The 24,775-nt window shown below is 65.8% G+C and carries 23 protein-coding genes; 9 read left to right on the top strand and 14 right to left on the bottom strand.

Going from position 1 to position 24,775, the window contains the following annotated elements; all coding sequences use genetic code 11:
- Positions 1-33 precede the first annotated feature (33 nt).
- The 5 genes from metE (at position 34) to ACZ92H_RS05440 (ending at position 5,910) form a co-directional block, all read left to right on the top strand.
- Positions 34-2,322, top strand: coding sequence for a 5-methyltetrahydropteroyltriglutamate--homocysteine S-methyltransferase (metE, locus tag ACZ92H_RS05460; RefSeq protein ID WP_465048601.1), 2,289 nt, complete (start codon positions 34-36; stop codon positions 2,320-2,322).
- 291 nt (positions 2,323-2,613) lie between these two features.
- A complete protein-coding gene (locus ACZ92H_RS05455) occupies positions 2,614-3,126 on the top strand; it encodes a hypothetical protein (RefSeq protein WP_465048600.1) in 513 nt (170 codons plus the stop codon).
- A gap of 272 nt (positions 3,127-3,398) precedes the next feature.
- Positions 3,399-4,988: an aspartate:alanine exchanger family transporter gene (locus tag ACZ92H_RS05450; RefSeq protein ID WP_465048599.1), complete on the top strand. Its 1,590-nt coding sequence runs from the start codon at positions 3,399-3,401 to the stop codon at positions 4,986-4,988.
- A gap of 86 nt (positions 4,989-5,074) precedes the next feature.
- On the top strand, positions 5,075-5,392 hold the full coding sequence (locus ACZ92H_RS05445) for a hypothetical protein (protein WP_465048598.1): 318 nt from the start codon (positions 5,075-5,077) through the stop codon (positions 5,390-5,392).
- A 65-nt stretch (positions 5,393-5,457) separates the two neighbouring features.
- On the top strand, positions 5,458-5,910 hold the full coding sequence (locus ACZ92H_RS05440) for a toxin-antitoxin system YwqK family antitoxin (RefSeq protein ID WP_465048597.1): 453 nt from the start codon (positions 5,458-5,460) through the stop codon (positions 5,908-5,910).
- Between the two features lie 16 nt (positions 5,911-5,926).
- Here ACZ92H_RS05440 and ACZ92H_RS05435 read toward each other — a convergent pair whose 3' ends face one another.
- Positions 5,927-6,184 carry a hypothetical protein gene (locus ACZ92H_RS05435; protein WP_465048596.1) on the bottom strand — a complete coding sequence of 86 codons (258 nt, stop codon included), beginning with the start codon at positions 6,182-6,184 and terminating at the stop codon, positions 5,927-5,929.
- 31 nt (positions 6,185-6,215) lie between these two features.
- On the opposite strand from ACZ92H_RS05435, the gene ACZ92H_RS05430 reads away from it, so the two are divergent.
- From ACZ92H_RS05430 to ACZ92H_RS05415, 4 genes are read left to right on the top strand one after another with little or no spacing between them, the layout of a single operon-like run.
- Complete coding sequence (locus ACZ92H_RS05430) at positions 6,216-7,406, top strand: acyl-CoA dehydrogenase family protein (protein WP_465048594.1); 1,191 nt, start codon at positions 6,216-6,218, stop codon at positions 7,404-7,406.
- 16 nt (positions 7,407-7,422) lie between these two features.
- Entirely contained in the window at positions 7,423-8,568 is a 1,146-nt protein-coding gene (locus ACZ92H_RS05425) for an acyl-CoA dehydrogenase family protein (RefSeq protein ID WP_465048593.1), read from the top strand.
- Complete coding sequence (locus tag ACZ92H_RS05420; RefSeq protein WP_465048592.1) at positions 8,565-9,053, top strand: MaoC family dehydratase; 489 nt, start codon at positions 8,565-8,567, stop codon at positions 9,051-9,053. Before ACZ92H_RS05425 ends, ACZ92H_RS05420 begins: the two co-directional genes overlap by 4 nt.
- Positions 9,046-9,501, top strand: a complete 456-nt coding sequence (locus ACZ92H_RS05415) for a MaoC family dehydratase (RefSeq protein WP_131375103.1) — start codon at positions 9,046-9,048, stop codon at positions 9,499-9,501. The genes ACZ92H_RS05420 and ACZ92H_RS05415 overlap by 8 nt, the downstream gene beginning before the upstream one ends.
- On the opposite strand, the gene ACZ92H_RS05410 is transcribed toward ACZ92H_RS05415, so the two are convergent.
- From ACZ92H_RS05410 to ACZ92H_RS05350, 13 genes are all read right to left on the bottom strand, one after another.
- On the bottom strand, positions 9,502-10,425 hold the full coding sequence (locus tag ACZ92H_RS05410; RefSeq protein ID WP_131375105.1) for a diguanylate cyclase domain-containing protein: 924 nt from the start codon (positions 10,423-10,425) through the stop codon (positions 9,502-9,504).
- Positions 10,422-14,921 carry a PAS domain-containing protein gene (locus ACZ92H_RS05405; RefSeq protein WP_465048591.1) on the bottom strand — a complete coding sequence of 1,500 codons (4,500 nt, stop codon included), beginning with the start codon at positions 14,919-14,921 and terminating at the stop codon, positions 10,422-10,424. The genes ACZ92H_RS05410 and ACZ92H_RS05405 overlap by 4 nt, the downstream gene beginning before the upstream one ends.
- A gap of 262 nt (positions 14,922-15,183) precedes the next feature.
- On the bottom strand, positions 15,184-15,549 hold the full coding sequence (locus ACZ92H_RS05400; protein WP_131375107.1) for a NirD/YgiW/YdeI family stress tolerance protein: 366 nt from the start codon (positions 15,547-15,549) through the stop codon (positions 15,184-15,186).
- Between the two features lie 27 nt (positions 15,550-15,576).
- Entirely contained in the window at positions 15,577-16,149 is a 573-nt protein-coding gene (locus ACZ92H_RS05395; protein WP_131375109.1) for a prepilin-type N-terminal cleavage/methylation domain-containing protein, read from the bottom strand.
- 128 nt (positions 16,150-16,277) lie between these two features.
- Positions 16,278-16,991: a hypothetical protein gene (locus ACZ92H_RS05390; RefSeq protein ID WP_465048590.1), complete on the bottom strand. Its 714-nt coding sequence runs from the start codon at positions 16,989-16,991 to the stop codon at positions 16,278-16,280.
- Positions 16,991-17,770, bottom strand: coding sequence for an ABC transporter permease (locus tag ACZ92H_RS05385; protein WP_465048588.1), 780 nt, complete (start codon positions 17,768-17,770; stop codon positions 16,991-16,993). The genes ACZ92H_RS05390 and ACZ92H_RS05385 overlap by 1 nt, the downstream gene beginning before the upstream one ends.
- Positions 17,770-18,486, bottom strand: a complete 717-nt coding sequence (locus tag ACZ92H_RS05380) for a type II secretion system protein (RefSeq protein ID WP_465048587.1) — start codon at positions 18,484-18,486, stop codon at positions 17,770-17,772. The genes ACZ92H_RS05385 and ACZ92H_RS05380 overlap by 1 nt, the downstream gene beginning before the upstream one ends.
- The gene (locus ACZ92H_RS05375) at positions 18,483-19,205 is read right to left on the bottom strand and encodes a hypothetical protein (RefSeq protein WP_465048586.1); all 723 of its coding nucleotides are present in this window, start codon (positions 19,203-19,205) and stop codon (positions 18,483-18,485) included. Before ACZ92H_RS05375 ends, ACZ92H_RS05380 begins: the two co-directional genes overlap by 4 nt.
- The gene (locus tag ACZ92H_RS05370) at positions 19,202-19,612 is read right to left on the bottom strand and encodes a hypothetical protein (protein WP_131375118.1); all 411 of its coding nucleotides are present in this window, start codon (positions 19,610-19,612) and stop codon (positions 19,202-19,204) included. Before ACZ92H_RS05370 ends, ACZ92H_RS05375 begins: the two co-directional genes overlap by 4 nt.
- A complete protein-coding gene (locus tag ACZ92H_RS05365; RefSeq protein ID WP_465048585.1) occupies positions 19,609-20,292 on the bottom strand; it encodes a hypothetical protein in 684 nt (227 codons plus the stop codon). The genes ACZ92H_RS05370 and ACZ92H_RS05365 overlap by 4 nt, the downstream gene beginning before the upstream one ends.
- Positions 20,289-21,854 carry a hypothetical protein gene (locus ACZ92H_RS05360; RefSeq protein ID WP_465048584.1) on the bottom strand — a complete coding sequence of 522 codons (1,566 nt, stop codon included), beginning with the start codon at positions 21,852-21,854 and terminating at the stop codon, positions 20,289-20,291. Before ACZ92H_RS05360 ends, ACZ92H_RS05365 begins: the two co-directional genes overlap by 4 nt.
- A 7-nt stretch (positions 21,855-21,861) precedes the next feature.
- Positions 21,862-23,067, bottom strand: a complete 1,206-nt coding sequence (locus ACZ92H_RS05355) for a type II secretion system F family protein (RefSeq protein ID WP_465048583.1) — start codon at positions 23,065-23,067, stop codon at positions 21,862-21,864.
- Complete coding sequence (locus tag ACZ92H_RS05350) at positions 23,067-24,770, bottom strand: GspE/PulE family protein (RefSeq protein WP_465048582.1); 1,704 nt, start codon at positions 24,768-24,770, stop codon at positions 23,067-23,069. The genes ACZ92H_RS05355 and ACZ92H_RS05350 overlap by 1 nt, the downstream gene beginning before the upstream one ends.
- Positions 24,771-24,775: the final 5 nt, after the last annotated feature.

Raw genomic sequence — 24,775 nt, 5'->3', positions numbered from 1 at the left:
TGTCTCCATACTTCACCAGGAGGAATTACCACCATGACCGTCACGACACACAATCTGGGCTACCCGCGCATCGGCGCCAGGCGCGAACTGAAATTCGCCCTGGAAGACTACTGGAAGGGCAACAGCAGCCTGGATGCGCTGGAAGGCCACGGGGCCGAATTGCGCCAGCGCCACTGGCAAGACCAGCACGGGCTGGACCTGGCGCCCGTGGGCGACTTTTCCTTCTATGACCAGGTGCTGGACTGGAGTTTTACCTTGGGTAACTTGCCGCAGCGCGTGCGCGGACTGGCAGGCGCTGCGCTGGACAACTATTTCCGCGTGGCCCGTGGCCGTTCGGCCAGCGACAGCGATTGCAGCTGCGTCCACGCGGGCGAAATGACGAAATGGTTCGATACCAATTACCACTACATCGTGCCGGAATTTTCTGCCGACACACAATTCAAGCTCGACAGCAGCCGCTTGCTGCGGCAACTGGCGCAAGCGCGCCAGTTGAACGTCAAGGCCAAGCCCGTGCTGATCGGCCCTGTCACCTACTTGTGGCTGGGCAAGGCGAAGGATGATTCCGACAAGCTGGCGCTGTTGCAAGGCTTGCTGTCCGTTTACGTGCAACTGCTGCAGGAACTGGCCGCGCACGGCGTGGAGTGGGTGCAGATCGATGAACCCATCCTCGTCACCGAACTGGGCAGCGCCTGGCAGCAGGCGCTGAGCACGGCCTACGATGCGCTGAGCAAGGCGGGCAATGTCAACTTGCTGCTGGCGACATATTTTGGCAAGCTGCAAGACAACCTGGCACTGGCGTGCACGCTGCCCGTGCAAGGCTTGCACCTGGATGCCGTCAATGCCCGCGATGAAGTGGAGCAAGTCATCGCCCAGCTGCCCGCTTCAAGCGTCTTGTCCTTGGGCGTGGTGAATGGCCGCAATATCTGGAAGACGGATTTGAGCGAGGTGCTGGCGTGGCTGGAGCCCGTGCATGCCAGGCTGCAATCGCGCCTGTGGATCGCGCCGTCGTGCTCCCTGCTGCACGTGCCTGTCGACCTGGACAGCGAGCAGCAGCTCGATGCCGAGCTCCAGTCCTGGCTGGCCTTTGCCCGTCAAAAACTCGATGAAGTACGCACCCTGGCGAGCGCCCTGAATCATGGCCGCGCCTGCGTGCAGGCGGTGCTGGACGCCAATCACGCTGCCGTGCAGGCGCGCCGCCAGTCGCGCCGCGTGCACAATCCGGACGTCAAGGCGGCCGTGGCCCGCATCGACGCCAGCCTGGGCCGGCGCGCCAGCGCCTATGCTGTGCGTGCCGCCAAGCAAGCGGCGTTGCTGCATCTGCCGCTGTATCCGACGACAACCATCGGCTCCTTCCCGCAAACGGCGGAAATCCGCCAGGCGCGCAGCCAGTTCCGCAGCGGCCAGCTGGACGAAGCCAGCTATAAAAAACTGATGCAGGCGGAAATCGCCCATTGCGTCAGGGAACAGGAAGCGCTGGGCCTGGACGTCTTTGTGCACGGCGAGGCGGAGCGCAATGACATGGTGGAATATTTCGGCGAACAGCTGGACGGCTATGCCTTCAGCCAGTTTGGCTGGGTGCAATCATACGGCTCGCGTTGTGTGAAACCGCCTATTTTGTTCGGCGACATCAGCCGCCCGCGCGCCATCACGGTCGAATGGAGTACCTACGCCCAGTCGCTGACGGACAAGCCGATGAAAGGCATGCTGACGGGCCCCGTCACCATCCTCAACTGGTCCTTCGTGCGCGACGACCAGCCCCGTTCCGTGTCGTGCCACCAGCTGGCGCTGGCGATGCGCGCCGAAGTGCAGGACCTGGAGCGGGCCGGCGTCCGCGTGATCCAGATCGACGAAGCGGCGCTGCGCGAAGGCTTGCCACTGCGTAAGTCGCAATGGAGCGACTACCTGCGCTGGGCAGTCGAATCGTTCCGCATCACGGCCAATGGCGTGGCGGACGAGACGCAGATCCACACGCATATGTGCTATTCGGAATTCAACGACATCATCGCGCAGATCGCCGCCATGGATGCCGACGTGATCACGATCGAAACCTCGCGTTCCGACATGGAATTGCTCGACGCCTTCGATGACTTCAAGTACCCGAACGAAATCGGCCCTGGCGTCTACGATATCCACTCGCCCAACATTCCCAGCCAGGAACAGATGGTCAAGCTGATGCGCAAGGCGGCCGAGCGCATTCCCGCCCACCGCCTGTGGGTCAACCCCGATTGCGGCCTGAAAACGCGCGGCTGGAAAGAAGTGATCCCGGCCCTGGCCAACATGGTGGCGGCTGCGAAAACCCTGCGGGGCTACAGCGCGGCCTAAGAAGAGGCGAGGGTGGGGAGGCCGGCGTGGCGCAGATATAGATGGTTCATATTTCTATCATCACAACATGCAATTGGATCATGATGCTGCGATGCGGCATCATTCACCTGTCTCCTCTATCTCCTCCAAGGAAATAGATTCAGCCCGCTCCCGTAGCGGGCTTTTTTTTGCCCGTTGTTTACCGGCGTTCCGCAAGGAGGGGCTGAGTGCTGCGGCGTCATGCGCTGCCATCACCGGCTGATCGTTTAACATGGCTGGAGGTATTCTCACCTCCAGGAAGGAAACCAGCTGATGAGTCCTCTGTTTCGCGCCGCCAGCATGCTTGTGCTGATGGCGCTCGGCGCCTGCTCTGAGCAACGGCACCCGCTCGACCGCTACCTGGGGCAATTGCGTCCGGAGGCGCTCGCGGCGCTGCCGAGTCTGGATTGGAAGCCTGGCACGATGCTGTGTCCGCTGAGCCTGTACCAGAGTGAACTGCCCAGCTCGGAGCCTCTCGCGGAGCGCGTCAACGCTTTCCTGGGACAGAAGCGATTTCTCGGCGATGAAGGCCACTGGTCGCTCATCGCCGTCAAGCCATCGACTGCAGGCGACGCCGGTATCGAGCAATTGCGGTTCCAGCGCGCAGGCTACGACGTGGTCAATGATCCGCAGCGCATCGGGCGGGAGGTGCAGACAGTGGCAGCAGGATTTACACAGCGCGCTTGCGTCGCGGTGGAGCAGGCCCGCGTACTGGCCACGCGCGCGCAGGGATCCCCGCGCGCACTCCTTATTTTTGGCATGGTGCAGGGAATGCATGCGCGCTGAAGCGTGCCGGCCCTCCAGCAGCCTGGCAGAGATATTGATAAAGCATATTTCTATCATCACAACATAGAATTAGATTTATATGCTGCAACGCGGCATCATTGCACCTGTCTCCTCTACTTCCTCCAAGGAAATAGATTCAGCCCGCTCCCGCAGCGGGCTTTTTTTTTGCCCGTTTTTTCCCGCGCCACGCGCCGCACGCTTGCATGGCATTGCGCCATCATGTTGCTTTTGTGCATGCTAAACTGGGCATTCCCCAGATTGAGGTTGCTCCGATGCTAGAACTCTTCCGCCATACCCTGGAGTCGTCGCCGATCCTGGCCTTGTTCCTTGTCATCGGCGCCGGTTATGCGCTGGGGCGTGTCAGCGTGTTCGGTTTTTCGCTGGGCGTGGGCGGCGTGCTGTTCGCGGGGCTGGCGCTGGGGGCATTCGCTCCCGGCTCCGTGCCGCCGCCGCTGGTCGGCTCCATCGGCCTGCTGCTGTTTTTATATGGCATCGGCGTGCAGTACGGCACGCAGTTCTTCGCAGGCTTGCGCGGCGCGGGGCAAAAGCACAACCTGATCGCTTTCGTGGCCGTCATGGGCGGCTTGGCCGTCTCCATCTGGGGCGGGCAATGGATCGACATTTCCCTGCGCATGGCCAGCGGCGTGTTTGCCGGCGCCATGACCAGCACGGCTGCATTGCAGGCGGCGCTGGAAGCATCGCACGGCAATGGCGACGCGGCCGTCGGCTATGCCGTCGCCTATCCGTTCGGCGTGGTGGGACCCATGCTGGGCCTGTACCTGGCGGGGCGCATCCTGAAACCCGTGCTGACGCCGCCGCCCGCGCCGATCATCGTGTCGGAAATCACCATCGACGAAGCGCGCCTGGCGGGCGCCACCCTGTCCGAACTGGCCGATGGCCCTCTGGCGGGCGTGCAGGTGATCGGCGTGCGCCAAGGGCACCAGAACCGTTTGCCCGACCCGTCGATGGTGATCGGCGTGGGCGATGCCATGATGGTGTCGGGCACGGTCGAGGGCGTGGAAGCGGCGCGCACGGCGCTGGGCCACCTGGACCCTGGCCGCCTGCTGAAGGACCGCAGCGATTTCGATGGCAACGAAGTGTTCGTGTCGGACGCGGAAATCGTCGGCGTGCCGCTGGGCGAGCTGAACCTGTCGAAAGACTTCCCGCTGCAAATCGCCTTCATCCGCCGCGGCGACGCCATGATCCTGCCGCACCCGTATCTGACCCTCGAATTCGGCGACCGCGTGATGGCCATCGCGCCGGCGAAACACGCGGCCGACGTGCGCAAGCTGTTCGGCAATTCCATCACGGCCACGGCCGAGTTCAGCTATGTCTCGCTGGGCATGGGCATGGTGCTGGGCGTGCTGCTGGGCCTGATTCCGATTCCCTTGCCGTGGATAGGCTCGTTCAGCCTGGGCCTGGCCGGCGGTCCGCTGGTGATGGCGCTGATCCTGGGCCGCCTGGGCCGCGTGGGCAAGATCGGCTGGCGCTTGCCGCTGTCGGCCAACCTGGTGATGCGCAACTATGGCTTGACGATTTTCCTCGCCTCCGTCGGCATGGCCTCCGGCTTGCCCTTCGTGCAGCAGGTGGGCGCCGACGGCTTGCCCATGCTGGCGCTGGGGGCCGTGACGGTGCTGGTGGTGGTGGCCCTCGTGGTCATCCTCGGCAAGGTCGTCCTGCGCCTGCCATTTCCCGAGCTGCTGGGCATCGCCGCCGGCGCCACGGGCAACCCGGCCGTGCTGGTGTTCGCCAACCGCCTGGCCAAGTCGGACCGCCCCAACCTGGGCTACGCCATGATCTTCCCCAGCATGACCATCGTCAAGATCGTGGCCGTGCAGGTGCTGCTGCATTTGTATGGGTGATCGCGGCCTGGAGCCATTGACAGCACGCATCCGCCAAGCCCGCTAATTGAGCCCATATCAGAGATGTACTTGAAAAAAATCAGAAAATGCTGCGCGCGACGCTAGGCGCCATGCTGTTGTGGCCCATGCTGGCGCAGGCGGATATTATTCAGCGACATGTGTTTACGGCGATTTCCAGTGGCCAGGATAGCGCAGGGGCCGATGTGTTGACCGTGGCGGAAACTACTGCGTGTGGCGGCAACCAGCTGCGCATGAAGCAGGGCATGCTGGAAAATCGAGATGAATATGCAAGCCTCAGGCCGGGACTCATCGAGCGCATCCGTGACAAGACGCCCATGGCCGTGACATTGTTTGGCTGCCCTGTGGGGAAAAAGGGGAGGAGGCCATTCCGTTTGCACGCCTGATTGCTGGCTGTGGCCCGAGCACCTGTGCCGACGGCAAGGCGCGCCTGTACCTGGACGAACAGCTGATGCCGCAGCTCAGACAGCGCTCGCCTTATGTGTTGGTGTTGCCCTTGCCAAAAGGCGCGTTGCCCGGTACCTGGAAGGTGGAGATTTTCGATACCATCAAGAGCGACCTGGTGCGTATCTCCGGACAGACCGATGCAGCCGATTTTGTTTCAGGCAAGATGGTGGGCGGTTACCGCCTTTATGATCGGGATGGCAATATCGGATCGCAGGTAGGGCAAGATGAGCATGGCCGCGAACACGGCGTAGCGACGACGTATTTCAGGGATGGCAAGCTGGAGTCGCGGGGGCAGTGGCGCGGGGGGCTGCCCGTGGGCGTACACAATAGTTACCATCCCAACGGCAAGGTAAGCATTCGTCAGGTTTACAGTGACAAGGGCGTGCTGGCGAGTACCCGGCAGTTCACCGAGCAAGGTGCGCTGGTGCATGCAGATGGTCAGATGTCGACAAAATGAATGAATGGATGCTGTGTCAGGCATCAGGAAGATGCCGCGAGATGGCGCGATGATAGACGCCGGCTCCGACCGGAACCCGACATTCGGCAATTTCGCCATCATGGAACATGGGACGGCCGCCGCCGGCCAATGCCAGCAAATTCCAGGCAACTTCAGTCACTTCCCCTTGCGCGCCAGCCTGTGTAAAACCCCTGGCGCCGCTCCCAATCTGTTGTACAATCCTTGAGAACGGTCGTGCTTTTTTTGTGCGCTGAGCTTCCTTGCGTGCAGTCATCACGGCAACTCATAAGAACAAGGAGACAGACATGGACCTGCATTACACGGCCGAGGAGAACGCTTTCCGCGACTCCGTGCGCGCCTTTCTCGACACCCATTTGCCGGCGGACTTGCAGCGCAAGGTGCGCCAGCATTTGCGCCTGAACCGTGACGATTACGTGCGCTGGCATAAGATTGTCGCGCAGCAGGGCTGGGCCGCGCCGGCCTGGCCCGTGGAGCATGGCGGCACGGGCTGGACGGCCGTGCAGCGGCACATCTGGGAAGACGAGTGCGCGCGCGCGGCCACGCCGCCCATCCTGCCGTTCGGCGTCAACATGGTGGCGCCCGTCATCATGGCCTTCGCCAACGCGCAACAAAAGGCCTACTATCTGCCGCGCATCCTGAACTGCGACGACTGGTGGTGCCAGGGCTATTCCGAGCCGGGCGCCGGTTCCGACCTGGCATCCCTGAAAACCACGGCCGAGCGCGACGGCGATCACTACATTGTGAATGGCCAGAAGACCTGGACCACCCTGGGCCAGCACGCGGACATGATCTTTTGCCTGGTGCGCACGGACAGCACGGTGCGCAAGCAGGAAGGCATCAGTTTTTTGCTGATCGACATGAAGACGCCGGGCATCACCGTGCGCCCCATCATCATGCTGGACGAAGAGCATGAAGTGAACGAAGTCTTCTTCGACAATGTGCGCGTGCCCGTCAGCAACCTGGTGGGCCAGGAAAACAAGGGCTGGACCTATGCCAAGTATTTGCTGGGCCATGAGCGCACGGGCATCGCCGCCGTAGGCCGCTCGAAGCGCGAATTGACGTTCCTCAAGCAGCTGGCCATGCAGCAGACCAAGCGCGGCGCGCCGCTGCTGTACGACCCTGCCTATGCGGCCAAGGTGGCGCATGTGGAAATCGAGTTGATGGCGCTGGAAATGACGGTCTTGCGCGTCATCAGCGAGGAAGGCAAGGGGCCGGGACCGCAGGCATCGATGCTGAAGGTGCGCGGCTCGGAGCTGCAGCAGCAACTGACGGAGCTGATGGTGGAAGCCATCGGCCCGCAAGCCTTGCCCTTCGACCCCGCTTACCTTGACGGCGGCGCGCCGCACAGCGCGGGCGGCGACGACCTGGCCGCGCCCTTGGCCGCGTATTACTTCAATTACCGCAAGACATCGATCTATGGCGGCTCGAATGAAATCCAGAAAAACATCATCACGCAGATGATCCTCGGCCTGTAAGCCAGAAGGAGACGACATGGACTTCCATTTTAATCAGGAACAGCAGCAATTCGCCGATGCGCTCAGGCGCTGGGTCGACAGGGATTACCGCTTCGAGACGCGGCAAAAGATCATTCATTCGGCCACCGGCACGTCCGACTCTGCCTGGGCCACCCTGGCCGAACTGGGCATGACGGCCTTGCCGCTGCCGGCCGGCGCTGGCGGCTTCGACGGCACGGCCGTGGACATGCTGCTGGTGATGCAGGAACTGGGCCGCGGCCTGGTGGTCGAACCATACCTGGCTACCGTGCTGGGCGCGCGCTTCCTGACCCTGGCGGGCGGCCACGACGGCGTGCTGGAACAGGTGGCCAGCGGCGGCATCAAGCTGGCCTGCGCGCTGGGCGAACGCCAGGCGCGCCACGATTTGCATGACGTCGCCACCACGGCAACCGCCAGCGGCGACGGCTTCGTGCTCGATGGCGAAAAAACCGTCGTCGTCCACGGCGCGCAGGCCGATTTCCTCATCGTCTCGGCGCGCAGCGGCGGCAGCCAGGGCGACACGGATGGCATTTCGCTGTTCCTCGTGCCCGCCGGCGCACCGGGCGTGAGCGTGCGCGACTACCGCACCATCGATGGCCAGCGCGCCGCCAGCGTGACCCTCGTGCAAGTGGTGCTTGGCCACGGCGCGCTGGTCGGCCAGGCGGGGCAGGGCTGGGCCGTGCTGGACGCGGCCGCCGACTACGGTGCCGCCCTGCTGTGCGCGGAAGCCGTGGGCGCCATGGATGCCATTTTTGCCGCCACGCTGGAATACCTGAAAACGCGCCAGCAGTTCGGCGCGCCGATCGGCAAGTTCCAGGCGCTGCAGCACCGCATGGCCGACATGTTCATCCACCTGGAGCAGGCCCGCTCGATGGCCATGCTGGCCGCCGCCAGGGTCGATAGCATGGACGCGGCGGAGCGGCGCCGCACGGTGTCCGCCGCCAAGGCCAGGGTGGGGCTGGCCGCCACTTTTGTTGGCCAGCAAGCCGTGCAATTGCACGGCGGCATGGGCGTCACCGACGAATTGCCCGCCGCCCACCATTTCAAGCGTTTGAGCATGATCGCCCTGACCCTGGGCGACGTGGAGCATCACATCGAGCGCTTCATCGCCCAGCCGGGCTTCTTGCCGACGGAGACCGCATGACCGCATTGACCGGAATCAAACCCAAGCACTGGTATTTTGAAGACTTTATGCAAGGCCTGGAAATCGACCTGGGCCAGCGCCACGTGAGCGAACAGGAAATCATCGAGTTCGCCACGGATTTCGACCCGCAGCCCTTCCACGTCGACCATGCGGCCGCCGAACAAACCATTTTCAAGGGCGTCATCGCCAGCGGCTGGCACACGTGCAGCATGATGATGCGCCTGGTGGTAGATAAGCTGCTCAGGCATTCGTCCAGCATGGGCTCGCCAGGCCTGGACAGTATCCGCTGGATCTTGCCCGTGCGCGCCGGCGACACCTTGCAGCTGACCTATCAGGTCAAGGAAGTGCGCCCGTCCAGCTCGAAACCGGACCGCGGCATCGTCATTTCCGTGTGGAGCGTGCGCAACCAGCACGGCGAGGTGGTGGCGACGGTGGAGGGCATGGGCATGTTCGGCCGCCGCCCGGCAGGAGAACGCCATGCGTGATATCGCCGGCATCGCCGGTTTCCAGGCCCTGGCGGGACAGCACGTGGCCGTCTCCGACTGGCTCGCCATCACCCAGCAGCGGATCGACACCTTTGCCGACGCCACCGATGATCATCAGTGGATCCACGTGGACGCGGAACGCTGCGCGCGCGAGTCGCCGTACGGCTGCACCGTGGCGCACGGTTTCCTCACGCTGTCGCTGCTGCCGGCCATGCTTGCGGGCGCCTTGCACATGGCCGGCATCCGCATGGCCATCAACTATGGCCTGAACAAGGTGCGCTTCCCCGCGCCTGTCCCCGTGGGCAGCCGCCTGCGCGCGCGCCTCGACATTCTTTCGGTCGACGAGCTGCCGGAAGGGGCGCAAGTGAACTGGGCCGTCACCATGGAGCGGGAAGGCGATACGAAACCCGTGTGCGTGGCGGAGTTCCTGATGCGCTGCTATCCGTAATCACTCGGCGTCGGAGGCGCAATACCTGTCCCGCCCCGTATGCTTGGCGCGGTACAGCAGGGCGTCGGCGGCGCGGATCAGGGCGCTGGCGTCCATGCCTTCCGTGGGCATGACGCTGGCCATGCCCAGGCTGACGGTGACGTGCGGGCCGACGCTCGATCTGGCGTGCGGAATGTGCAGGGCGCGCACTTCATCGAGGATGCGCTGGGCTACCACTTCGGCGCCTTCGCGCGTTTCCTGCGGCAGCAGGACGATGAATTCCTCGCCGCCGTAGCGCGCCAGCAGGTCGGGCGGGCGCACGGCGCAGCGGCGCAGGGCGGCGCTCACCTGCTGCAAGCACAGGTCGCCCGCCTGGTGGCCATACGTGTCGTTGTAGTCCTTGAAGTGATCGATGTCGGCCATGATGACGGCCATGGCCACGCCATCGCGGGCGCAGCGCCGCCATTCGCTTTCCATGGCGTCGTTGAAGCTGCGCCGGTTGGCCACGCCCGTGAGCGAATCGGTCAGCGACAGTTCGCGCATGGCGTCGGCCTGCCGCTTGATGGTCAGCTGGCTGCGCACGCGGGCGCGCACGACGGCGGCGTTGAACGGTTTCGTGATGAAGTCGACGGCGCCCGCTTCCAGCGCCCGCGTCTCGTCCTCGGGCTGGTTCAGGGCCGTGACGAAGATGACGGGAATGGCGCTCAGGATGGCCGATTCGCGCAAGGCGCTGCAGACGGCATAGCCGTCCATGCCGGGCATGACGGCGTCCAGCAGGATCAGGTCCGGCATCTGCCTATGGGCGATTTCCAGCGCTTTTTCGCCGCTCAGCGCGAACAGCACGTCGTGCTCCTCGCGCAGCAGCTGGTGCAGGATCTGGATGTTTTCCATGGCGTCATCGACGATGAGGATGCGCCCGTTCATGGCAAGGTTGGTCCAGCTCACTTGTTTTCCTCTCGTTTCAGCTGATCGAGCACGAGCTTTTCCGCCTCGGAAAAATTCAGTGTTTCAATCGCATTTGCCATCGCCAGAGCGGCTTCTCGGTCTGACTGTTGAATGGCGGGGTGCAGGGCGTGGAACTGGGCCAGCGCCTTCAGGTTGTTGTTGCGGATCGTGACCAGCAGTTCGGCCAGGCCGGCCTGCAGGTCGATTGTGTGCGTGCCGGATGCCTGCGGCGGCGCATCGCCGCGCCGCAGGGGCGAGGGCAGGGTGCGCGCGCCTTCGATGACGAGCGCCATCGCCTCTTCCAGCTGTCCCAGCAAGGTGGCCGTGGCGTGCGGGTGGCCCCCTTTCAGCGCCTTTTCCGTGTCCGCGGCCAGGCCGGCGATGCTGGCCGCGCCCAGGTTGGCGGCCACGCCGCAGACGCGGTGCAGCAGCTGCGCCGCCTGTTGCTGCTGGCCGTCGTCGAGCAGTCGCCGGGTTTGCTCAACGGCGTCGCCCTGCGAATTTTCAAAGCGCTTGAGCAGGGCCAGGAAAGCGCCATAGTCGCCGCCGAAGCGGCGCAGCGCCGTGTCCAGGTCGATGCCGGGAATGGCGGCCGGCACCGCCAGCGCGTCGGCTGCCAGGTCGCCGGCCAGGGCGCCGCCGCTGGCGCCGGCAGGCAGCGCCGGCACCAGCCGGGTCAGGGTCTGGATCATGTCATCGACGTCGATGGGCTTGGCCACGTGCGCGTTCATGCCGCTGGCGATGGCGCGCAGGCGATCCTCGTCCATGGCGTTGGCCGTCATGGCGACGATGGGCAGTTCCAGCAGCCCCAGGGCGCGGATGGCCAGGGTGGCTTCATAGCCGTTCATGACGGGCATCTGCAAATCCATCAGCACCACGTCCCAGGCGTGCGGCGTGCGGGCCAGCAGCTCGACGGCCAGCCGGCCGTTGGCCGCCACGGCCACGCGCGCCCCCGAGTGCAGCAAAATGTATTGCGCCACTTCCTGGTTGATTTCATTGTCTTCCACCAGCAGCACGCGCATGCCCGCCAGCAAGCCCGACAGCGGCGTGGAGACGGGCAGCATGGGCGGCGCATTGCGGCCATTGCGCCCGTCGCGCACGGCCGTGACGGCCGCCAGCAAGCGGGCCGGCGTGGCGGGCTTGGCGACGATCCCCGCCAGCATCAGGCTGTCGGCCAGACGCTCGAGGTTTTCGCTGTCCTGGTCGGCCACCAGCATGATCACGGGCGGCAGGCGCAGGTGCTCGTCGGCGCGCGCTTCCGTCAGCATGGAAATGCCGTCCATGCCCGGCATGGCCGCGTCGAGCAGCACCAGGTCGGCCGGCGGCAAGCCGTCGGCGCCGCCGGCATGGCTGCGCAGCAGGGCCAGGCCGGCCTCGCCGCCATCGGCGCTGCGGCTGTGCCAGCCCTGCGCCGCGCACCACTCGGCCAGCATGGCGCGCACGCTGGCGTTGTCGTCGATGATCAGCACCGACAGGGCTTTCGGCGCGCTCTTGCCAGGCGCGTCGGCCAGGGCCGCGCTGGCGGCGACGCGCGCGAAGCGGCAGCTGAAGCGGAAGTCCGAACCTTCACCCAGGGTGCTCCTGACGCTGATCTGGCCGCCCATCAGGTCCACCATGCGCCGGCAGATGGCCAGGCCCAGGCCCGTGCCGCCGTACTTGCGGCTGGTGCTGCTGTCGCCCTGGGAAAAGGCGTCGAAGATGTGTTCCTGCTCGGCCGCGCCGATGCCGATGCCCGTGTCGCGCACGGAAAACTCCAGGGTCACGCCGGCCGCATCCTCGGCCACGGCGCGGATGGACAGCACCACCTCGCCCTCGGTGGTGAACTTGACGGCGTTGCCCACCAGGTTGATGAGGATCTGCTCCACGCGCAGGGCGTCGCCCACCAGTTCGGCCGGCACGCCGGGATCGAGCACGAACACGGGTTCCACGCCGCGCGCCCAGGCGCTGCTGGCCAGCAGCACGCCGACGCTGCCCAGCATGCGCTCGAGCTGGAAACGGCGCTGCTCCAGCACCATCTGGCCCGCCTCGATCTTGGAAAAATCGAGCACGTCGTTGACGATGTTGAGCAGCGACTGCGTGGCCATCTGGATCTTGCCGACGTAGCTGCGCTCGCGCCGCTCCAGCGGCGATTCTTCCAGCAGGCGCGCCAGGCCGATGATGGCGTTCATCGGCGTGCGGATTTCATGGCTCATGTTGGCGACGAATTCGCTCTTCGCGATGCTGGCCGCCTCGGCCTTGTCGCGCGCGCGCACCATCTGTTCGTTCAGTTCGTGCAGGCGCAGTTCCGTGCGCTTGAGTTCCGACACGTCCGATGCCAGCACGAAAAAGCCCCGCACGCCGCCGCCGTCGTCGAAATCGGGAATGTAGTTGGTCCACGTGTGGCGCACCTGGCCCGTCGGGTCGAGCAGGTCGCGCTCGAAACTTTGCGGCCGGCCCGCCAGCACGCCTTCCACGTGGGGCGCATACACGTCGAACAGCTCCTGGCCCAGCAGTTCGCTCATGTGGATGCCGGCCAGCTCGGCGCTGCTGCGGCCAAACCACTCGTTGTAGAATTTATTGGCGAAGCGGCAGCGCAAGTCGTGGCCCCAGTACGACACCATGCCGGGCAGGTTGTCGGTGACGGTGCGGATGAAGCGCTCGCTCTGTTCCAGGCGCCAGGTGGTGGCATGCAGCACTTCCGTGGCGCGCTTGCGGTCCGTGACGTCGATCGACACGCCCAGCACGTGGCTGGCGCGGCCCGCGTCGTCGCGCAGCACCACCTTGCGCGTGGTGAAGTGGCGCGTGGTGCCGTCCGCCGTGTTGATCGGCTCCTGTTCGATTTCCACCATCTGCCCCGTCGCCAGCAGCTTGCGGTCGGCGCTGGTGAAGGCGGCCGCCTGCTGCGGCGGGAAGAAATCGCTGTCCGTCTTGCCCAGCAATTGCTCGCGCGAGCGTCCCAGGGTCAGTTCCGCGTGGCGGTTGACCATTTCAAAGCTCAGCCTGTCCGCGCGCTTGACGAAGACCATGGCCGGAATGTTTTCGATGATGGTGCCGAACAAATGCTTGGAGCGGCGAAATTCCGCTTCGCTGCGCTTACGCTCGGTAATGTCGAGCCACAGGCCCGACACGCCCAGCATCTGCCGCCCGGGGCCAAAGATCGGGTGGAAGGAGACGATCCACTGGCTGGCCTGCTCGCGCTGCTGGCCGCTGGTGCCTTTCAATTCGATATCGACGATGGGCTGGCCCGTCTCCAGCACCTGGCGCAGGCAGCGCTCCACTTCCACCCGCACGGCATCGTCGAACAGCATGACGCCGACAGGGCGGCCGAGATGCTGCTCCACGCTGGCCGCGTTGATGGCGGCCAGGTACTGGTTGATCATGACGATGTGCAGCTCGCGGTCGACGAACAGCATGCCGATGGGCGCCGTCGCATACACGGTTTCCAGCAGGCGCGTGGATTTTTCCAGGGCCAGGGTGCGTTCGGCCACCAGGCTTTCGAGCTGCGTGCGGTGGCGCCGCAAGTCGCGTTCCAGCGCGCCCAGGGCGCCGGCCATGTCGGCCGATTCGCGGTCCGCGTGCTTGCCTGCGAGCAGGGGCTTGCCGTGCGCCAGCGCCTGGATCTGCTGCGTCAGCTCCTGCAGGGTGCGCGCCAGGCGGCCACCGACGCGCCAGGCCAGCGCGTAGGCGGCGCCGAGCAGCAGGGCCAGGATGACGGAGCCCGTCACCACCGAGCGCAGCAGCGCATCGGCCACCGTGCTGGTGCGCATGGTGACGGCCACCGTCCAGGTATCGGCGCGGGCGCGGTGGAAGCCCGTGTAGACATCGATGCCTTCCAGCGTGGCATGGCGCAGCACGCCTTCGCGTCCCTGGCGCAGCTGTTCCAGCAGCGGCGCGGCGGCGCGCTGGCCCACGTAGCGCTGCGGCGCCAGGGTGCGCGCCACGTTGATGCCATCGGCATTGATGATGGCCGCGCCCAGGTAGGCCGGCATGTTCAGTTCGCGCATCAGCATGGGCAGGTAGTCGGCCGGGTACAAGGCCGTGAGCACCCAGGCGCCGCCCTTGTCGCGGGGCAGCGGCAGGTTCAGCGCCAGTTGCGGCGCCGTCCCGGGGGCATTGAACAGGCTGGTCAGGCGCGGCTTGCCCTGCTCGCGCGCGCGCTGCATGCTGGCCGCCCATTTCTGCGGCAGCGCCGGCGGCGCCTGGAGGGCGGGCAGGGAGGTATTGACCAGCTGATTGCCGGCGGCATCGGAAACGATGAAGGTGCTGATGGCCAGGCCCGGCTGCAGCAGGCCGCTGGCCAGGGTGCGCAGGGCGCCGACGTCGCCGCCTTGCAGGATGGGCGAGCCGGCGATGATGCGCGCGGCCATTTGCGCACCGCTCAGATCGCGCTCGACGGCGGCCGCCACGGCGCGCGCCGCCTGCGCCGTCTCGCTGACGACATGGTCCCGTTCGCGCGTGTAGCTTTGTGCCACCAGCAGCATGAAGACCAGCGCCGTCGGAATGACCCAGGCGAGCACCAGCCATGAAATTCTTGAGCGTATCGAAGGCAAATCTTGCACCCGGAAGGCTCCCAGAATGGATGAGTCGACAGGCTGGCTCACGCTGGCGCTGGCTGACGTTGAATGAAAAGATGCTAGACGAAATTGATTGTTCTGACAAGCCTAGTTTCTGCTATGAAAAATAGGTTGCGCAAGGAACACATGGAGAAGCCGCCGCGCTGCGCCGATGGCAGGCGGGCAAGGCGCTCAACCCGCCGTGGCGGCGGGAGAGCCGGGAGGTTTACTGCACCACGGTCAGCACGTCGACGTCGATTTCCGGGCTTTCCATGAAATCTTTTTCCACTTCGCCGCGGATTTCCACCGGCGTCTTCGCATCGATCTTGCGATTCATGAAGACCTTGTCGTCGATTTCCACGCGGATTTCCGCCGTGCCGTCGGAGAACGTGTATTTTTCATTGCCCACTTTGCGCAGCAGATAGCCGCGCAGCACGACGGCCTGGTCGTCGACGGGATTTTTCAGGATGGCGGCGACGGTCTTCGGCGCCTCGGGACCGGTGGAGGGACCCACGTACTGGGCCTGGGCGCTGCCAGCCAGCACGGCGCAGGCGGCGGCCAGGGAGATGACGAGTTTGCGATGCAGTGACATGGTATTCCTTTGATAGTGACGGCCTTGTCAGAAAAATACGGCGGTGCGGGGGATGATAGCACCGGTATTGCCATATGGCATGTTCGCGCGGACACTGCCCGTGCTGGCCACTCCATCGTCGAGTTTGCTGTCGATCTGCTCCGCATAGCCTTCCGGCAAGTTGTCGAAACGGATGCCGTTGCCGGCCCGGCCGCCCACTTCGTCGTTGTACAGGTAGACGGCGCCGCCTTGGGCGCTGGTCATGAATTGCGAGGTGCCGTTGAACGAACCCGTAATGAAGCCGCCCAGCGCCAGGTGCTGCGGCGCCAGGGTGAATTCGCGCGGCTGGCCGTCGCCGATCTGGCCGTCGCCATTGCCGTTGCCGGCCGAGTTAGGCACGTGCACGGTGGCCTGGATATCGTCGCCGGGCAGGGCGCGGAATTTGTCCTGGTAGGCATTCACGGCGGCCGTCAGCGAATTCGATTGCTGGATGATGTTTTTCACCTTGGCGCTGTCGATCAAGCCTTGCCCCTTCAGCACGCCGCCCAGCAGCAAGCCGATGATGACCAGGACGATGGCGATTTCAACGAGCGTAAAGCCTTGCTGGCGGCGTGGGTGCATGGGAATTCCTTTGAAAAGCGTGGCCCGGCGAGGGCATGGTAGGGGCATGGTCAGGGGCAAGTTTACTGCAAATGGGCATGGGCGGGAATGGCGTTTCCGCAGGGGCGCGGCCGGCCATGTCAGGGTGCTCACTTTGTTTTCTTTGTGGAAAGTTCGTCGAGGCGGCGGGCCAGGAATGCCAGTTCGTGCGGGTCGCTGATCTGGCCGCTGGCGATCAGGCCGCCGATCACCAGGCGCGCGCTGTCGAGCTGGTCCATGTCTTCCAGGATGAAGGCTTCCATTTCGCGCACCCAGGACGGCACTTGCGGCCCCGTCGCCTGCCGGCGCAGCGCGCGCGCGTACGCCAGGGCCAGCGGCAGGTCGCGCAGCTGGTGCTTTGCCACCAGTACGGCCTGCGCCATGGCGGGCCAGCGGCGCTGCGGGTCGGCGGCGAAGCTGGCGGCGACAAAATCGAGCATGCGCCGCGCGCGCGCGGGATCGGCCACGCCCGCGTAGACTTCGCTGGCCGCCACCAGCGCGTACTGGCTGCGCGGGTCGAGCGTTTGCGCCGTTTCCAGCCAGCCGGCCAGGCGCTCATAGTCGAGCGCGCGCCACGGCAGGCTGACGCCGGGCTGGTCCTCGAACGCCTGCAGATACAGCAGCATGGCCTTCGACATGGCCAGCGGCTCGCCCAGGCTGGCCATGCGCGCCACCGCCGCCGCGGGCGCGGCGGGCAGCGGACGCGCTTGCGCCGGCGCCTGCTGCTGCGTCACGCGCCAGCCCAGCTGCAGCAGCAGGCTGGCCGCCAGCAGCCAGCACGCGGGGCGCGGCACGCTGGACCAGGGGCGCAGCGAGGCGGCCATCAGATATTCCTGCGGTAAAAGTCGCATAGCGCGCAGCCGGCCAGCAGGGCGACATAGATAGCCGTCTGCGCCGCCACGCCCGCCAGGGCGGACAGGTCGCCCGTGGCGTACAGCAGCCATTCCGTGCGCGTAAAGTCGTCGAGGCGCGGCAGCAGCAGGGCCAGCACGTCGATGGCGCCCGCCATGGCCTGCTGCGGCCACGCCTGGCCTGCCTGGGGACCGTGCGCCAGCAGTTGCAGGCTGCCCAGCATGCGCGCCAGCACATAAAAGCCGCTGACGGCGGCCAGCGCGGGCAGCGCCTGCTGCAGGCTGGCCGCGCACAGCAGGCTGAAAGCGGCGACGATCCACAATTCACCGAGCAGCGACAGGGCCCACAGCGCGGCCTGCGCGGGCGCCGCGAACAGCGCCATCAAGGCGCCGAACAGCACGGCGGGCACGGCCGCCAGCACGGCATAGCCCAGCAGTTTGCCCAGCAGATAGGCCCAGCGGGGCATGGGCAGGGCCAGGAGCAGTTCCAGGCCCTTGTCGGCGGCTTCGCGCGTCATGCTGGTGACGATGAACGTGGCCAGCAGGAAGACGCTGGCCAGGCGCAAGGCGGCTGCCAGCAAGGCCGCCTGCACGGCATTGCTTTCCGTCAGCGCCAGTTGTTGCAGGAAACCGGCCAGGCCGGCCGCGCCGCAGGCGGCCAGCACGAATAGCCACAGCAGGCGGCTGCGCAGCGCTTCGAGCACGGTGTAGCGGGCGATGGTGCGGGCGGGAGCGAGGGCGGACATCGGCATCAGCGTGGCAGCCTTTGCCCGGCCACCATGCGGTTGAACAGGATATTCGGCGACAGCCAGACGACGATGTCGTCGAATTCGCCGCCAGGCTGCTGCGCGCCGCTGGCGGGACGGCTGATGTAGATGTTGCTGCTCGACGCGTTGCTGCGCTCGTCGACATTGCTGCCGGTGGCCACGGCCTGGCGCTGGCCCTGCACGCTGGTGGCGCCGAAACCGTTCTTGCCGTGGGACATGATCATGGCGGGGATGTCGTTCAGCGCCGTCGCCTGCAGCAGCGCGCCGCCATTGCGCGTGACGATGCTGATGTCGCGCGGCGTGGCCAGGTTGAATGGCTGTTCGCTGTCGCTGAAGGCGGGCGTCACGCTGTAGCGGAAGAGATGGTCCCAGCTGTCGCCCTGGCGCAGTCCCAGGGTGGCCCAGGGCAGGAAACCCGCGCGTTTGTCGCCGTTGCAGCGGCCGCCGCGCCGGTCTTCCAGCCCGTTGGTGGCGGAAATGGCGGGACAGGGCAGGTAGCCGTAGCGCAGCGCGTAGCCGGTCAGGGCTTCCTTCGCCTCGTTCAGCGCCGTGTGCGTTTCGGCCACCTTGCGCTGCTCCAGCTGCACCGTCAGCGGCGTGACCAGCCCGCCTATCATCAGGCCGACGATGACCAGCACGATGGCGATCTCGATCAGCGAAAAACCGCGCTGCCGGCGGCAATGGGGCGGACGGGCGCTCATGGCAGGTTGCGCGCGGCGCGCATGCGTTGATACAGGGTAGGCAAAGTAATCCAGGTAAACAGGTCGTCGAAGGAGCCGCCTGGCAGCGCGTCGTTGGCGCTGGCGGGACGGGAAATGAAACTGCGGCTGGCGCCGTCGTTGGCGGCTTCATCGATATTGCCGCGTGCCGTATTGCGTTGCGCCACGCCGCTGGCCGTCGTGCCGAAATGCTCCTTGCCTTGCGAGAACAGCACGACGGGCAGGCACTGGGCGCTGACGTCGCACAGGTCCTGCCCGGCCACGTGGACGAAGTCACCGCGCTCGTCGCGCGCCAGCACGACCCGGTTGGCGACGGCGGAGAACGAGACGATGGGCGCGCGGCTCATTTCCGGCGTGACGCTGTAGCGCAGCAGCTTGCCCCAGGCGTCGCTGCCGGCCACGCCCAGCGCCACCCACGGCAGGAAGCCGCTGCAGTCGGCGTCGCTGGCGCAGTCGGCGGCGCGTTCGCGGCCATCGAGGGCGGAGGCGGCCGGACGGGGCAGGCGGCCATGCGTGACGGCAAAGCCCAGCAAGGCATCGCGCGCCTGCGCCAGGGTGGCCAGGGTGCGCTGCTGGCGCGCCGCCTCGCCCGTGTCGCGGCCGAAGGCGCCGATCAGCAGGCTGGCCGCGCCCAGGCCCAGCACGGCCACCAGCAGGAGCAGGGCCGCGCCGCGCTGGCGCGCAGGCGTTCCTCGCTTCATGGCGATCCCTCCGGCGCTTCGCTGACGCTGCCGCTGGCCGGGTCGTAGCGCTGGCCGGGTTTCAGCAGTACCACCTGGCCGCTCGACAGGCGCAGAGTCAGGGTGCCGCCCGTGGCATGCTCGAGCTGGTTGTGCGGTTCCTGCTGCGGCGCCTGGTTCAGCCAGACGGTCGAGCGCCCGCTGCTGCGCTCGACCACGCCATTCAGTTCGACGGGCGGCGCGGGTGGCGGTGGGGGCGGTGGTGGCGCCGCGGCCGGGGCCGGCGTGCCCGGCGGCGGGCCATAGCGCTGGGCATCAAGCTGGGCGCGCTGCTCGGGCGTGGAAAACAGGCGCCCCAGCTGCGGCACCTGGGCGCGGGCGCCGAACGCCGCCCCCAGCAGCACGCACAACATCAGGGCGCGCTTCATGGCAGCCCCTGCACGGGCACGGCCACGCTGCCCAGGGTCAGCCACAGCAAGGTGCAATCGGCGCTGAGGGACGACGCGGCGCCTGCTGGCGCGCCACCGGCGCCGTTGCGCTTGAGCGTGCAGTCGTGCACGGCGAAAAAGCCGGCCTGGCGCAAGTCGTCAAGCAAGTTCAGCAGATCGAGTTCGTGCAGCAGGTCCAGGTGCAGCTGCATGCGGCTGCCGCGCAGCTGGTATTGGCCCATCGCCATCGGCGCGGGCACTTGCAGCGTTTGCTGCGCGCTGATTTCATAGCCGATGGGCAGCAGTTTGCGCTGTTCCTGGCTCACGCGGATGGCGTCGATCCAGGCCAGGCGGTTTTCCTCGCCGATCAGGCCGCGCTGGCGCAAGGCGAGGAATTGCGGTTCGTACAGGCGGATTTCGCCTTTTTCCGCTTCCGCGTGGTTGAACAGATTGGCCGCTGTCGCGCGCGCATGGCGCGCGAAGTCGAGCTGCTGCGCCGCGCGTTCGCGGTAGGCGGCGCTTAGACTCAGCAGTATCAGGCTGGCCAGCATGGTCAGCGCAAAACACAGCAGGGCGCGGCGGATCAGCGGCAGTTCGCCCAGCCAGGCGGGCAGGGTGCGGACGGGGGCGGCGGCCTTTTTCATGCCGGGCAGCGGCGTTTGCTTGACGGGGCCGCTCATGGCTGCCACACCAGCAAAAGGGTGAAGCGGGCCTGGCTGTCCGGCGCCGGCGTGGTGCTCTTGCCGGACAGGGCAACGCTGGAACGCAAGTCCAGCGGCGTTTCCTCGATCGCCACCTGCATGCCTGGCTGGCGCGCCAGTGTCTGGGCGAAGGCGGTGATGGCGCCCAGCGCGGCGCGGTAGTCATTGTTTGGCATGGCTACGTCCGCTTCCAGGCGCAGCGCCTGCGGCGGCGGCGCAGGAATGCCGGCCAGGCTGCTGCCGAGCGGCGGACCGCTGCCCGGCTGCGGCGGCGCCTGCCCGCTGCCGGCCGTGCGGGCGGGCGGCGGGCCCGCGTTCCAGTGCAGCTGGCCCAGCTGGACTTGCGGCGCCTGGTCCAGCGCGGCGCTGAGCATGCCCAGCAGACGGCCCGGCTCGGGCGCCTGGCTGGCGATCATGCGCCCCAGGGTGGCGGCCACTTTCATGTTCTGCGTCTTGGCGGGCGCCGGCGGCATCCCAGCCATGATGTTGCGGTAGCGTTCCTCGTAGGACGCCGTTTCCTGCTGCAGCCGCGCGCTGGCCGCGTCATCGTTGATGCCGCCCAGCACATTGATCACGCACCACAGGGCCGCCGACGCGCCGATCAGCGCACTGGCGCCATACAGCGCCTTGCGCGCGCGCTGGAAATGGTAATAACGGGCCAGCGGGCCGGGCGGGTAATGGCTGGGCGGCGGATGCTTGCCCAGCAAGGTCAGCAGTAATTCATCGGCCAGCGCCGGCGTCTGGCGCAAGCCCACGCGCTCGCCGGCGATCTGCAGGTCGATGAAGTGGTAGGCCACTTCCAGGTCGTTATCGCACAGCAGTTCGAGCTTGGCGATCTGCGCGGCGGGCGCCAGGATGACCGTGTTCAACACTTCACCGCGGGCCAGCATGCGCGTGCTGGTGAGAAATTGCCGGGTTTTTTCCGTTTCCAGGGCGATATTCACGGCCACGCCGTCGAGCGCGATGGCGGCCGTCTGGCGCGAGAAGCGCAGCTGGCCTTTTTCATAATAGCTTTGCCGCAAGCCGCCCGATTGCTGCGTCACCAGCAGCAGGTGCTCGTGCGCGAGGGCCAGTTTGCGCACCAGGGCAATGCTGAGCAGACTGGTGGAATAAATGCCGGCGACGGGGATGCGCAAGTGTTCCAGCGCTTCCGTCCACGGCTGCAGCAGCGAGGGATTGGTCAGCGCAAAGAACAGCACCTGGTCGTCATGGCGGCCCGTGCTTTCGCGGCCCAGCAGGGTGCTGCCACGGTAGGGCGTGTCGCGGTGCAACTGCTGCTTGCGCCGCTCCAGCAGCGCGCGGCCCGCCTTGCCGCGCACGTGGGGCACGAGCTGGTGCTGGAAATCTTCCTCGATCAAATCCGTCAGCAGGTAGGCGGGCACGTCCAGCCGCTGCGCCTGCGCGTCTTCCAGCCAGGCGGCAAAACCGTCCAGCCCTGCTGCGCTGGCGGGAAACACGTGACCGGGACCCAGCGCGCCGTGCTGCCAGTCATAGGCGCACAGGGCATCGCTGGTAATGTAGAGCAGTTGTTTGCGGAACACGGCGGCCTCAGGTCTTGATCGTGCTAATGGTGTCGTAAATCGGCCCCAGCACGGACAGCATGATCCAGCCCAGCAGCAGGCCCAGGATCACCGTCATGGCCGGCTCTATCATCGCCTGCACTTTTTCAATCAACTCCTTCACTTCGCGGTTGTAGAAGTAGCTGACATTGCGCAAGGCCGTATCCAGCGAACCCGTCGCTTCGCCCACTTTCAGCATGCGGATCACCAGCGGCGGGAAAATGCCCGTGTGCTGGAAGGCGGCGGTGACGCCGTGGCCTTCGCTGATCAGCTGCGCGGCGCGGCGCAGGCCGGCCGCCACCACCTGGTTGCCGGCGATGCCTTCGGACAGGCGGATGCATTCGAGGATGCTGATGCCGGATGCATACATCAGGGCAAAAAACGTGGCGAAGCGGGACAGGATGATCTTGTGCAGCACGGGGCCGATCAGCCACAGCCGCAGCTTCAGGCCATCCCACGCATAGCGCGCGGGCGGGCTGCGGCGGATCGCCGCGCGTCCGCCGAAGAACGCCAGCACGGGCAGGGCCAGCAGCACGTACCAGTAATCGATGAAGACATTCGACACCAGGATCAGCGCGCGCGTATGCAGCGGCAGTTCGCCGCCCATGTTGCGGATGAAGGCCGTCAGCTGGGGCACCAGGTAGATCATCAGGAAAAACGTGACGGCGGCCACGACGATGGCCACGACGACCGGGTACATGACGATCTTGCGCGTCTGCGACGCCAGCTCGTCCTGCCACTTCAGGCTTTCCGACAGGTTCTTGAAGACTTCGGCGATCTTGCCGCTCTGTTCGCCCGCCAGGATCAGGCTGGTGAACGTGGCGTCGAAGATGTCGCCATGCTGGGCCAGCGCGCCCGACAGGGGCAGGCCGCCTTCGATGCTTTCGATCAGGTCGGTGACGACTTCGCGCAGGCGCGGGTGATCCGTGCTTTCACGCAAGTCGTTCAAGCCTTCCAGGATGGGCACGCCAGCGCCCGTCAATTGCTCCATGTGGAAGCAGAAATTGATCAGGTCGCGCCGGTGGATGACGCGCTTGCCCAGCAGCACCAGGTACTGGCCCGTGATCTTGCAGTCGATGAGGTCGAGCTGCATGTGGTGCAAACGCGCCTCCAGGTCCGGCACGTTGGCCGCCTCCATGCTGCCGGGAACCATCGCCCCGGCGGCATCCATGGCGCGGTAGACATACAGCGCCATCAGGCCAGCCTGTCCGTCAGGTCGACCACGCGCGCCACTTCTTCCAGCGTGGTGACGCCTTCGCGCACGCGGCGCATGCCGTCGTCGACCAGGGCCTTGAAGCCGGCCGCGCGCGCCGCGTTCTTCAATTCGCGGCTGCTCGCGCGGCGCGCCGTCAATTCATCGAGCTCGGCCGTCATCTTGAGGATTTCCATGATGGCCAGGCGGCCCTTATAGCCCTGGTGCGCGCAGCGTTCGCAGCCGACGGCGCGGCAGATGCTGACGGGAGCGTCGTCGGGCGCCAGGCCCAGCAGGCGGCGCTCGACGTCGTCGGCGATCACGCTTTCCTTGCAATGCGGGCACAGGCGGCGCACCAGGCGCTGCGCCACGATGCCGATGATGTTGCCGGCCATGATGTCGGGCAGGATGCCGATGTCGAGCAGGCGCGAGACGGAACCGATGGCCGAGCTCGTATGCAGGGTGGAATACACCTGGTGGCCCGTCATGGCGGCGGCAAAGGCCATTTCCGCCGTTTCGCGGTCGCGGATCTCGCCCACCAGGATGATATCCGGGTCTTGCCGCATCATCGAGCGGATGCCGTCGGCAAAGCCCAGCTTGACGGAATCGTTGACGGAGGTCTGGCGTATCATGTTCATGGGGTACTCGACCGGATCTTCCAGGGTCATGATGTTGACGCTTTCCGTATTGATATGGTTGAGTATCGAATACAGGGTGGTGGTCTTGCCGCTGCCCGTCGGGCCCGTCACGAGGATCACGCCGTCGGGGCGCGCGATCATCAGTTTCAGCAGGTTCAGCTCCGTCTCGGCCAGGCCCAGGGCATCGAGCGGGACGATGCCTTTTTGCCGGTCCAGCACGCGCAGCACGACGTTTTCGCCATGCGTGGTGGGTTGCGCCGAGGCGCGGAAATCGATTTGCCGGCCAGAAAACTTGATGCTGATGCGGCCATCCTGCGGCGCGCGCGCCTCGGCGATATTCATGCCCGACATCACTTTCAGGCGCACGGCCATGGCCGGCCAGTACGATTTGTGCAGGCTGCGGATTTGCCGCAGGATGCCGTCGATGCGGTAGCGGATGCGCAGGAACGACTGTTCCGGCTCGAAATGGATGTCCGAGGCGCCATGCTGCACGGCGTCGGCCAGCAGCGCATCGATCAGGCGCACCATGGGCTGGCTGTACTCGTCCGACGGCGAGGCCATGCTTTGATAGCTGACTTCGCCCGTTTCGATTTCATGCAGGATGCCGTCGATCGACAGCTCGAAGCCATAGTACTGGTCGATGGCGCGCGAAATATCCGATTCATTCACCAGCACGGTGGAAATCGTGATGCCCTTGACCAGCATGGCGCTGATCTGGTCCAGCGCGACGATGTTGCTGGTATCGGCCATGGCCAGGATCAGGTTGTCGGACTGCCGCTCGTAGACGATGGGGAAGACGCGGTAGCGCTTGGCCACATCCTTGGGGATGAGTTTCAGGGCGATGGCGTCGACCACCAGGCTCGACAGGTCGGCGCTGACCTGTTTCAGGTTTTCGCTGAGCGCCTCGCGCACGGTGGCTTCCGTGACGAAGCCCAGGGTGATCAGCAGCTTGCCCAGCGGCTCGCTGCTGCGCTTTTGCTCGATCAGGGCGATGCGCAGCTGGTCCTCGCTGATCACGCCTTTCTGGATCAGCAGTTTGCCGAGGGGAAGTTTTGCCTGTTCTGCCATGGAGT

The sequence above is a fragment of the Janthinobacterium foliorum genome (assembly GCF_978021625.1).
This window is presented reverse-complemented; position numbering and strand designations above follow the sequence as displayed.